Consider the following 10,810-nt stretch of genomic DNA (forward strand, 5'->3'; position numbering starts at 1 on the left):
ACCGATATATCGGGTCGCTATTTTGTCTTCATCCTTATTGAAAGTCAGAAATAAAGAGGTAAGACATACTGTTATAAAAGAGACTGCTGCATAATTACCCAATTGCAGCCATCTACTTCTTACGTGGATAAAACACCTTTCTCTTCTTCAGAAGGCGATCCCAACTTCCTTCCATATCATTCTGCATTCTATTGGTATAGCAGGCATCATAGACCGCTTTGATTTCAAAGAATACCTTTTTATTTTCGACATTCTCATTCACCCAGGTGTAAAATCATTTATATCCTGTGTATCCAGTTGCCCTTGCAGATATTTTATGACCAATTCAGATCGTCCGTCTTCCATATAATTTCTCTGTTAGATATAAAGTGACTTAGTCCTTTATGAACTTATAACGAATGGGACATGAAAAGTACTCACACGAAAAAAAACTTTTTTAAAATAAAAAAATGCCCCTTTTAAATCAAGGTAAAAAGATAAAAGAATAAATGAGAACAGTGCTTACGGAGGTAAAGCAAGGAACGATACAATTGGTTCTCTACCGTACGGACAGATAAACCCAGTTGTTCAGCGATCTCAGCAGCTTTCATTCCTTTCAGATAAGAGAGACGGAATATTTCCTGGCTTCGTTCTGGTAATTCCGCCACTTTCTTCATTAGAAGCTCTAACAAATCTTTCCGCATGAAAAGTTCGTCGGACGATTCGAAATAATCCAGTTCTTCCAATTTTAGCTGTACAGCACGGTGGTCAAGTATCTCCTGCTCCATGTTAGAACGACGCAGATGGTCGATGCAGGCATTACGCACAGCTACAAAAAGAATCCTTTTCAAATCGTCATCAGGAAGAAGGAAAACCTGCTTATCCCATAATTTCAGGAAAACATCATGCACAATATCCTCTGCAAAGAATCCGGAGACAAACTTGCCCGCAAAACGAAGCAACATAGGCGCATATTCCATATATATGCGCTGATAACAATTTGTCGTCTGATCTTTTACTTCCATTTTGCAAACTTATTAAAAATCTCGGAAAACGCCCTGTCCCAACTCTATTTTAACGCTATACCCTTTATAAACACCTATATACATCTGCCGAAAAAATTATTGAATCCTCCAATCTGTACACTAATCGGGGCAATAGCAACCATCCATCAAAATATTCAACTACAGGAATTAAATTCAAAGGCAGCAAGCAACTAAAAGATAAAATATCTGTTAAGCCCCATAGTAAACAATAAAATAGGATAAAAACAGAATAATACCATACCCAAACAAGCTGTTTATAACTACTAAACCTATCTTTAGCCTTATAAATTAACGAAAGGATAACATTTAAACATTCCGATATGAAAAAACAAACAGTCCTATTCTTACTTCTGGGTCTCAGCCATACAGCATTCGCCCAACGCGTCATTGAAAACCCTGCTTATGAATTTAAAAGCACAGGTATCAATACAATCACTCAGATAGAGCGAAACAAAACACACGGGTACAAGTACATTGCGAATTTATTCCCACTGGTGGATTTCTTTCGACAGTACTACTTACATCAAAGATGCGGATACCGGAAAGAAATATTTTCCGACCGGAATCGAAGGAACCGAGTTCGGTAAAAAAACATTTATGCCTGATTCCGGCGACTCCACATTTGTCCTGATCTTTCCTCCTTTCGATAAAAAAATGAAGAAATTCGATTATATCGAATCAGATACGGGAGAAGGTTCAATCTTCGGAATCTCACTGAAAAAAAAAAAGAAGAAGAAACCGGTGGAAGAAGCATATACGGGACATGGGAAGATATGGAAAAGCAGCTGGCAGCAGAAGCTGATCCGTCGACCGGTTACGGAACCGACTTCTTCCGGAAAGACACAGCCCATTTACGCGGTTTTCTAAAAGGATACGATCCCAGAGCCGGCTTCAGTACCGGCATGATTTATACTGGTAACGAACTAACCCGCGAAGACTATCCGACTGTCATACAAATCCATCCTGACGGACGTTTCGAGGCTGACTTTCTTTTAAATCATCCCTGGGAAGGTTATATCTCTTTCAAAAGGACTTCCATTCCATTTTATATCGAACCGGGAGAACCTTATTTATTTCTCTCGACTGGGAAGACTTCCTGATGGCAGACCGATATCGCGATCGCCGGTATGAGTTTAAAAACATAGATTTCAAAGGAGCCTCAGCCGGAATAAACAAAGAACTTAACAAGTTTAAAGTGAATACTTTCAATTATCGGAATTTCGAAAAGCAACTAAAAACTCTTGCCCGGCGGAATTTAAACAACAGCAATTGAACGCTTTGAAAGAGGCTGATAACTCACTGGCAGAAAAGCTGAAACAAAATACTGTTTCAATCAAAGGCCAGCAATTACTGAAAATAAAATACTTCTATCATTTTACGGAGCTTTGTTTGATTATGTTATGACACGAAGGTATTACGCCTCTCAGGACTCTACCAATGAAATCCTGAAAAACCGATTCCGGATGATTATTATAACTTCCTTCCGAAGATAAATAGTACGACAAAGTTTACTTGTCTCGAATATGTTCAGTTCTTTCATCAACCGTTATGAATATATGGGACCTTTCAACAACGCAGATATGACATTCACCCCCGAGAATAAGCTTGAAATGTTTAGCAAGGGATGGTTACGCAAAGATTCTGTCTTACGGAATGAATTGCAAGTCACGCCCGGTCTGCTGTTTGAGATTGCAAAAACCCGTTCGCTGAATTATGCACTAGAGATGCTTACACCCAAAGAAGGACATTTGCTGGCTGAAGAAATAAACAACAGTATCTCAGAGCCTTTCCTGAAAGAAGAAACGATGCGTATGTATGCCAAGAAATTTCCGGAAGGAGAAAAACAAGCCTATAAACTTCCGGAAGGGAAGGCCACGGATATTTCTGTAAAATGACAGACCCGCACAAAGGAAAATTCGTTTTAGTCGACTTTTGGGCTACTACCTGCGGACCTTGTATTTACGGCATTAAACATATGCAGCCGCTAAGAGACAAATATAAAGACAGTCCGGACCTCGCCTTTGTCTATATTACAGATACAGGCGGTTCTCCGGAAGAGTCTTACAATAAATTTATTTCGGAAAATGATATGGGTGACAACCTGTTCCGTTTGCCGGAAGATGAATACAACTATCTGCGTCAACTATTCAAATTCAATGGCATACCTCGTTATGTCATGCTGGATCGGGATGGGAATGTGGTCGACGATAATTTCCCCGGACAAACGCAGAGTATGAAATACAAAAGTTATTCCCGGATAAAAAGTAAACTGTCCCAAAGAGTTCATCCTCTTTGAATATACCCGTTAAAAGGGTTTATCAGGGTTATTTTTATCAGAAATGAAACATTTCTGAAGTTGACAGTTGACTCACAAATAACAGTTATGTCGACTTTCAATTGATTATCAATATATCATTATTCTATCAAATCAAACGATTAGATGTCTTTATGATAGCAAAATACTTTTAAACAACCAGTATATTCATCCATATTGCCTATCTAGGATAATTTATATACATTTATTAACAAAGCATCCGGCTTTATCTGTTCTTCAAGCAAAATATACTTCATTTAAAACGGAATTTATATTCGTTTTAAATGAAGTATATTTTTATTATGGTTGAAAATTTACTCGACATAAGCTAAAAAACGTTAATAAAACAAAAAAACTCATTTTTCGAATTTTCGAGGGGATATTTTCATGCTAAAGAGCATGTTTTATTTCTGAAACAAGGAATATCACAGATACTTTTCCAATATCTTTTATTTTGCAAAATCACCATCAATACAGCAGATAGCATCCGCCATATGTAATACGATATTATTATAACGCATATCACACCATTATTCCGACTTTTTGCACATTCCATCCTTCCCCACAGTCGCATAAAAGCTAACTGTACAAAATACCCCATACAGCTTATTCAGAAGGTACCTTATATAGCATTTTGTCAATTTAGGACTATCAGAGAAAGTTGTTCATATTTTATCAGAATTGAAATTATTTGCATCGAGACTTATCCTAAAAGCTCTAACTGCTATAAGTATCTCTACTACCAGTATCAATTCATCTACAAATTTTGAAGTGTATTTTATTGCATCCTTTAATTATTATCGTACATTTGTGATGCATTTCCTATATCTCAGGCGGGGAAACCTGCCAATTTCCGTGGCGGGCATTTTTATGTCCGCTCACGAGCATTCTATATGGCGGTTCCGTACCCCGTGTAGAATGTTAATGCATCTACTCTGCCTGAGGTAGGAAATGCAACGGGACAGGCGGAACCGCTCTTATATTTAGAAATCTTCGCCTTCACATCTAATATTAATATGTATGGAAACAGAATTGTTAACTGTCCAACAAAGTGAAGAGATGCAAAAAACAAGTGGCAACCCATCTCCTTTTTCCGAAGAAGAATTGAAAGAATTTTACCTTAAATTTGCCCGTCTGGTTAATCCGAATGCCTGTTCTGCCAATCGCAATGATTTTGAAGTGCTAAGTATCCTTCGTAAAGATTTAAAGAAAATCTCGGAATACTTTGCAAGTATACACAGCATGCCTGGGATGAGGGAATGCCGGAAATACAAATGGCTTGTGGTGCCTATTCCGTACAGGATACCATACAAAAGAAAGAACGGATGGAAGTGAATGTTTCTTTGGGAAAACATTTACAGTTCCTTGCTCAGATGGCAGCAGCCAGTTCGGTTGTAAGAAGGATGCATGCGGAATACACCCGGCATTTTATTAATGTGGAATATCTTTTGAGGAAAATAGAGAAGATAAGAAGAATAACTAAGTCTGCGTTTATTTAACAGAGGCTTGAGTGAACTTGTTCTACAAATGCTCAGGTATAAATATCCTCCGATGAATCGGTTTCTTTCCGGTTTCATCGGAGGATATTCTATTTTAAATCAACTTGACAGAGATACCTTATTTTCAATACCCAACCGTAATCACATGAACAGAAGGGCTATCCAGCACAACAGTGGTTGTCGTTCCTGTTTCTGCATTAAAACAACGGATTGTATCTTTCTCCGTATTCTGTACGGTTACTTTCCAACTGTTACCTTCTATTTATGCTTAAAATATCCGTCGTATTACTACCGGGATTAATCGCTAAACCGTTAACGCAATGAACAGTTTCGATATGATAACGTCTGACATCAACAGGGAATTTCTTTCCGTTATAGACGAAGGTTGCCGTATGTTGCTGTTCAGCACTTTGCCAGTCGGTGTTCAGCAAATAAATCGTGCGGTGGTCTTTGTTATCCCAAACAGTGAAACCTACAGACGGAGCAGATTCGATCCAACCGGAGGGAAGTTCCTTGTTCACGGTTTCCGTAGCTAACTCACGCATTGTTTCTTCATACTGGCTTCTCAAAGACGATTCTGCCGGATAAGCAGCTTGCGGAAAGTAGATGATCTTTCCTGATCCGAACGGGATAACGGTCTTTCCATTCAAAGACTTGTAATTATCGCCCAACATTTCACGGATAACCGCATCGTTAGTCGGGAACTTTGCCGGTTGGTCGGGTTGAAGTTCGGCATTCAAATGGCGGCCGTCAGGACAAGCGTTCCGCCGTCAAATACATAGTTGCGGATGCGGAGGAAATCGCTTTCATCGAAACTGTTCCAGCCAAGGAATACCATTGCCTTATATTATTCATCACATCTTGCGGAGCCTCGATAGGCAGAATGTCGATAGTCCCGTAAGGCGTAGAGGTGAACCAACCGTTAGGACCGCAACCATCCACGATATTATTGGGATAGAAGACTTTCAGGAGGTCAAAACTTTCCGTAGCCTTATTAAATTGCCATTTGTCGCCCTTCTGTGACCATAAGCTGCCGCGACCGAACGATTTCCAGGCATCATTCCTTCCCTGGATAACAGCGACGTTACTTTTCAATTCGCCGCGACGGGTATGTGTTTCTATGAAATCCAGCACACGATGCTGTGCATATAAATGCTCTTTGCCTGATTGGGAATAACGGTCGTTGGCATATTCGTCCAACCACAAGGCTTCTTCCGTATTCATATGGGAAGAACCATGCATATAGGCTACGGCAAGCGACATATACAAACGTAAAGAATGTTTCGGGTCGGTAAAAGGTCCTGAACCCCATTGCATAGCATGCAACGTTCCGTAATCCCGCTTGCTATAAGCACGTGAAGCACCGCGCAATGAAGACAGGATAATTTCTTCAGGGCCGTACATCTGCTCGGCTCCCAACCAGTTATAGCCAGCCTGATACAAATAACGGAACAACGTGGAAGGACCTGTATGGCGGCTGCTCTCTCCTTTTGAATAACGGAAATTCTCAACCAGCTTGCGGGCACCGTCGGCCATATCCTTGACACCATACGGGTCATAATGGATAAAGGTTCCGTGGTCAGTATAAATCGGGCGATGTTTAGCAAAAACCGCCGTAAGGACGGTTGCGGGCAGCCATATCCGAGAAGACTCCTTGATACAGGAAATGTTGCCAGTAATAATAACCGCCGTCATTTTCGTGCGCCTGCTTTCCGCGGAACATCGGGGAAGCCAATGTTTCCAAATCCGGATTGATACGTTTACCGGCCAATGTACGGCCTTCTACCTGCCAGGCATAAGGAACCCGGAGCTTATTCAGCAAACCGGTATAATGACGGATAACTTCGGGACGGGCAACGCGGAAACCGCTCCACTGATAGGAAGGACGGAACTGATACCAGTTTCCGACCCTGGGAGATATACCATTTAAAGAAATAATCATAAGGCGCATATTCCTTATCTATATAAATCTCATCCCCGGAAGAAATGTAAACCTCATCCGGTTCCTTTTCTATTATCTGACGAATTGTTTTCCGCTTTACGGCTTCCGTCATCAAAAATCATCGGAACGGCGGAAGCATAATTGCCGGCACGAAACTCAATCACGTGCAAACCTGTTTCTTTTAATACCACTTCCTGAGACGCCGGGATAACAGAAGACGGAGCCTGTACCTTCAAACGGACATCCGGCTTATTCGTTCTACCAGTACACCGAAAGCCGCTCCGGCAGAAACATATTCAGGCACGGAAACAATTTCAATCACGGGCACTCTCTTCGATAATCTCCAGCGAACGGAGTTCATAAGAATACGCTGCACGGTTATCCTCTTTGAGCAAAGTCAGTTTCAAATCGCCGTTACCCTGCACGGATGCAGGCAGAAGGATATAAAAGTCCGCTATATCAGAAGCTCTGTCGAAAATATTTCCTTCGTAACAGTCGTACCGTTGAAATCCAGTTTCCAACGCGGCCAGCTGCGGGTAGAAAGGTTACAACCGGTCCAGTAGTTATAATCGTCTGTCTTATCGGCAAACTTAGCAAAAGGTATGGAGCAGACCTGTTTCTTGTTCTGCACCAATCTGGGTGCCTCCACCCAGCACTCGCCACTGAAATGAGTTCCCCCGATACGTAAAAAGGCACATGCGACGTTATCAGGAAGCACGAATGTTTGCGTTACTTGTTGATATTTGCCGGAGCCTGCGGGTACCGGGAAATAAAGCAACGAATCCGGGCAGTCGTAAATATCGTCTTTATAGCGTCCGGGCTTTTTATAAAACAATTCTATCTGTACGCCAAAGTCACCACCCGCAGAAACGGACATGTCCTGACGTTTCACAACCGGCAAGGTCACCGTCAGTTCACCGGGTTTCAGCAAGTCACCCGAAATACGGTAATAGGCATGCCGCTCGAAGTTATTATCTTCTCCTTTAAAATACAAGGAATACTTATCTTTCTTCACATGGACGGAATCCAGATTGTCGTCGATATAAAATTCCGACCGCCTGAACATTTCCTCTCCCCTTTTTTCAAAAGGAGCCGGCATTTTTACTCCGCCGACAACACGAAGGAGTCTACGTACAGGATAGGCTTCCTGTTTAAACGAAACTGTTTCGGAAACACTGCTTCCGGGAGTTAACAAATGAACCTTTTCACCACCGGAAGGTGTGAAAATCACCGTTCTGTTCTCAGTCTGCACACCATCGGCAAAGAGATAGGAGACGGATAAAAGCTGGCAAATCAGAAGATAAAAGACTTTTTTCATAACTAATACTCAGAGATGTCTGTTAATAAATCAGGTCAAATGTACGACTAATTTCCATTGGTTTTATGTACTTTTGCCTTTTCATTGAATGAATAGAAGAAAATGATCATTATCAGAGATACGGATTTATTAAAAGGGAAAAGACTGGTTGCTACCATCGGTTTCTTCGACGGAGTTCATCTGGGACATCGGTTCCTGATCAATGAACTGAAGGAAGTCGCGAAGACGAAAGGCCTGCCTTCGGCCGTTATTACCTTTCCGAGCATCCGCGTGCCGTATTGCATTCGGATTATCAGCCCAAATTACTTAATTCATTTGAGGAAAAACTGGAACAACTGGCTACTACCGGCATAGATTACTGCATCGTTCGACTTCACGGTGGAGCTATCCCGCCTGACAGCACAGGAATTTATCAGTTCCATACTGGCGGAAAAATTACATGTAGCCGCTTTACTGATCGGTTACGACCATCGTTTCGGCCATGACCGGAAAGACGGTTTTGAGCAATATGTTGTTTATGGCGGAGCCTGCGGGATGGAAGTTATCAAAGCATCGCCTTACGACGAAGGACGTACGGCAGTAAGTTCTTCCGAGATCAGGAAATTATTGACAGACGGTGATGTGGAAGATGCCGCCGGTTACTCACCTACCCTTATCAGCTACGGGGAACGATTGTAAACGGTTATAAAGTCGGCCGCAAACTGGGATTTCCAACAGCCAATATACAGGTGGACGAACCTTTTAAAATTGTACCGGGGATCGGGGTTTATGCAGTCTGGGTCTATCTGAAAGAAGAGAAATATAAAGGAATGCTCTACATCGGCGACCGTCCTACACTTCAGAATGGCGACAATATTACACTGGAAGTGAATATACTGGACTTCTCCGGAGATATCTATAATAATAAACTGTTGCGTTTATATATTATGTACGGGGGATGTCAAATTTAATTCCCTGGAAGAACTGATAGAACACCGGACATGACAGGGAGACGGTGGACAGGCTATTGACGGAATGTAACACACCCCCTGCCCCTCTCAAGAGGGAATTGAGATACAACCGGTAACAAAATTCAATAATCTGAATAGATGGAACTTTTACGAAGCAATAGATACTTTGAAAGGGATGATCAGCCGTCCCTCTTTCAGCCGGGATGAAGCGGCTGTAGCCGACTTTTTACAACAGACATGGCAAGCTGCAGGACATACGGTACACCGTAAAGGGAATAATCTATGGATCGTTTCTCCCGGTTTCGACCTGAATAACCAACACTGTTGCTGAACTCACATATCGACACCGTAAAACCGGCCTCCGGCTGGACGAAAGACCCTTTCAATCCCGAAGAGAGCGAAGATGAAAAGTTATACGGCCTGGGCAGCAATGACGCCGGAGCAAGCGTTGTTTCCCTGTATTCGGCTTTCACACTACTGACCGGTAAAGAACAGGCTTATAATCTGATTTTCCTGGCATCCTGCGAGGAAGAAGTATCAGGAAAGAACGGATTGGAAAGTACACTGGCAGACCTCCCGCCCATCGCTTTTGCCATCGTCGGCGAACCGACCGGCATGCAGCCAGCCGTTACCGAAAAAGGATTGATGGTTCTTGATTGCGTAGCAACCGGAAAAGCCGGTCATGCTGCCCGTAATGAAGGAATCAATGCTATCACATTGGCTATAAAAGATATTGAATGGTTCAACACCTACCAGTTTCCGGAGAAGAGTGATTTCCTCGGACCGGTAAAAATGAGCGTTACAATTATCCATGCCGGCACACAACACAACGTTGTTCCCGACCGCTGCGAATTCACGGTCGATATACGTACAAATGAATTTTACCCCAATGAAAAACTGTTCGAGCTGATCAAAGAGCAAGTGAATTGTGAAGTAAAAGCACGCAGTTTCCGTTTGAACTCGACGCGGACAGCACCGGATCACCCGTTTGTACAAAGAGCCATCATGCTGGGAAAAGAACCGTTCGGTTCGCCTACGCTCAGCGACCAGGCACTCATGCCGTTCCCTTCCGTCAAGATAGGCCCGGGAAACTCCGCCCGTTCGCATGCGGCAGACGAGTATATCGGCCTGATGGAGATCAGGGAGGCGATCGACGTATGTCCGTTTACTGGATGGATTGAAATTATAATCGTATGTTGAAAAAAATACTGGGGACAATTGGAACACGCTATCTGATTGCCTTTCTTAATCTGATGCTCATTTTCATTAATGCCAAAGCATTGGGTGTGGAAGGGGTTGGCCTGGTGGGTATCATCCTGGCTTCAATAAATATAGCCGTTGTATTCAATGGGGTACTTTCAGGCAATACGATCGTATATTTTATGAACCGTTATTCCATACATACTATTTGTTCCCGGCTTATGCATGGCCTGATAGGATCCGGATTAGCGTGCGCCGCCATGTTGCTGTTCGGACTATTTCCCAAAGAGTACCTGACAGACATATATGTGCTGTCATTGATCTCCTCTTTTATTACAACCAACGCCCGCTTTCTGCTGGGCAAAGACAGGATTACAGGATTTAATCTGACTTATATGCTGCAAGGCGGATTATTGTTCTTCATCCTTTATACTTTTATATATAGCAGGAAAACAAGAAGTTTCATCCTATATTTACGGATTATACATCACTTACGGCATTGCTTTCATCGGCAGTCTGATATTACTTTTTCCCTTTCTGACCAAAAGAGAAAATAAGCCTA

13 protein-coding genes and 2 pseudogenes are annotated in these 10,810 nt (G+C 42.3%); 9 read left to right on the forward strand and 6 right to left on the reverse strand.

Features of this window, described 5'->3' with window-relative positions; genetic code table 11:
- Positions 1 to 458 precede the first annotated feature (458 nt).
- Entirely contained in the window at positions 459 to 1,004 is a 546-nt protein-coding gene (locus C825_RS00065) for an RNA polymerase sigma-70 factor (protein WP_009860118.1), read from the reverse strand.
- A gap of 495 nt (positions 1,005 to 1,499) precedes the next feature.
- On the opposite strand from C825_RS00065, the gene C825_RS00070 reads away from it, so the two are divergent.
- The 5 genes from C825_RS00070 to C825_RS00090 all read left to right on the forward strand — a co-directional run bounded on the left by C825_RS00070 (position 1,500) and on the right by C825_RS00090 (position 4,674).
- Entirely contained in the window at positions 1,500 to 1,892 is a 393-nt protein-coding gene (locus C825_RS00070; protein ID WP_250690517.1) for a hypothetical protein, read from the forward strand.
- Between the two features lie 35 nt (positions 1,893 to 1,927).
- Positions 1,928 to 2,125: a hypothetical protein gene (locus tag C825_RS00075; RefSeq protein WP_250690518.1), complete on the forward strand. Its 198-nt coding sequence runs from the start codon at positions 1,928 to 1,930 to the stop codon at positions 2,123 to 2,125.
- Between the two features lie 423 nt (positions 2,126 to 2,548).
- The gene (locus tag C825_RS00080) at positions 2,549 to 2,920 is read left to right on the forward strand and encodes a hypothetical protein (protein WP_250690519.1); all 372 of its coding nucleotides are present in this window, start codon (positions 2,549 to 2,551) and stop codon (positions 2,918 to 2,920) included.
- Positions 2,917 to 3,321, forward strand: coding sequence for a TlpA family protein disulfide reductase (locus tag C825_RS00085; RefSeq protein WP_250690520.1), 405 nt, complete (start codon positions 2,917 to 2,919; stop codon positions 3,319 to 3,321). Before C825_RS00080 ends, C825_RS00085 begins: the two co-directional genes overlap by 4 nt.
- 1,038 nt (positions 3,322 to 4,359) lie before the next feature.
- Positions 4,360 to 4,674: a hypothetical protein gene (locus C825_RS00090; protein WP_502921339.1), complete on the forward strand. Its 315-nt coding sequence runs from the start codon at positions 4,360 to 4,362 to the stop codon at positions 4,672 to 4,674.
- A 415-nt stretch (positions 4,675 to 5,089) separates the two neighbouring features.
- On the opposite strand, the gene C825_RS00095 is transcribed toward C825_RS00090, so the two are convergent.
- From C825_RS00095 to C825_RS00115, 5 genes are all read right to left on the reverse strand, one after another.
- On the reverse strand, positions 5,090 to 5,578 hold the full coding sequence (locus C825_RS00095) for a hypothetical protein (protein WP_250690521.1): 489 nt from the start codon (positions 5,576 to 5,578) through the stop codon (positions 5,090 to 5,092).
- A 10-nt stretch (positions 5,579 to 5,588) separates the two neighbouring features.
- Positions 5,589 to 6,533 carry a hypothetical protein gene (locus C825_RS00100; RefSeq protein ID WP_250690522.1) on the reverse strand — a complete coding sequence of 315 codons (945 nt, stop codon included), beginning with the start codon at positions 6,531 to 6,533 and terminating at the stop codon, positions 5,589 to 5,591.
- Complete coding sequence (locus C825_RS00105) at positions 6,439 to 6,780, reverse strand: hypothetical protein (protein ID WP_250690523.1); 342 nt, start codon at positions 6,778 to 6,780, stop codon at positions 6,439 to 6,441. Before C825_RS00105 ends, C825_RS00100 begins: the two co-directional genes overlap by 95 nt.
- A 53-nt stretch (positions 6,781 to 6,833) precedes the next feature.
- Positions 6,834 to 7,016 (reverse strand): hypothetical protein, encoded by a 183-nt coding sequence (locus tag C825_RS00110; protein WP_250690524.1) that lies wholly within the window; start codon positions 7,014 to 7,016, stop codon positions 6,834 to 6,836.
- A 218-nt stretch (positions 7,017 to 7,234) separates the two neighbouring features.
- Entirely contained in the window at positions 7,235 to 8,098 is an 864-nt protein-coding gene (locus C825_RS00115) for a hypothetical protein (protein WP_250690525.1), read from the reverse strand.
- 102 nt (positions 8,099 to 8,200) lie between these two features.
- Between C825_RS00115 and C825_RS27680 the strand changes: the two are divergent.
- From C825_RS27680 to C825_RS00130, 4 genes and pseudogenes are all read left to right on the forward strand, one after another.
- Positions 8,201 to 8,776: pseudogene (locus tag C825_RS27680) on the forward strand (hypothetical protein).
- Between the two features lie 23 nt (positions 8,777 to 8,799).
- Positions 8,800 to 9,048 (forward strand): riboflavin kinase, encoded by a 249-nt coding sequence (locus C825_RS27685; RefSeq protein ID WP_350339011.1) that lies wholly within the window; start codon positions 8,800 to 8,802, stop codon positions 9,046 to 9,048.
- A gap of 175 nt (positions 9,049 to 9,223) precedes the next feature.
- A pseudogene (locus tag C825_RS00125) lies at positions 9,224 to 10,237 on the forward strand (M20 family metallo-hydrolase).
- 4 nt (positions 10,238 to 10,241) lie between these two features.
- Positions 10,242 to 10,805 carry a hypothetical protein gene (locus C825_RS00130; protein ID WP_250690526.1) on the forward strand — a complete coding sequence of 188 codons (564 nt, stop codon included), beginning with the start codon at positions 10,242 to 10,244 and terminating at the stop codon, positions 10,803 to 10,805.
- Positions 10,806 to 10,810: the final 5 nt, after the last annotated feature.

This window comes from Parabacteroides sp. ASF519, assembly GCF_000364265.2.
In the GTDB taxonomy this organism is placed as follows: domain Bacteria; phylum Bacteroidota; class Bacteroidia; order Bacteroidales; family Tannerellaceae; genus Parabacteroides; species Parabacteroides goldsteinii.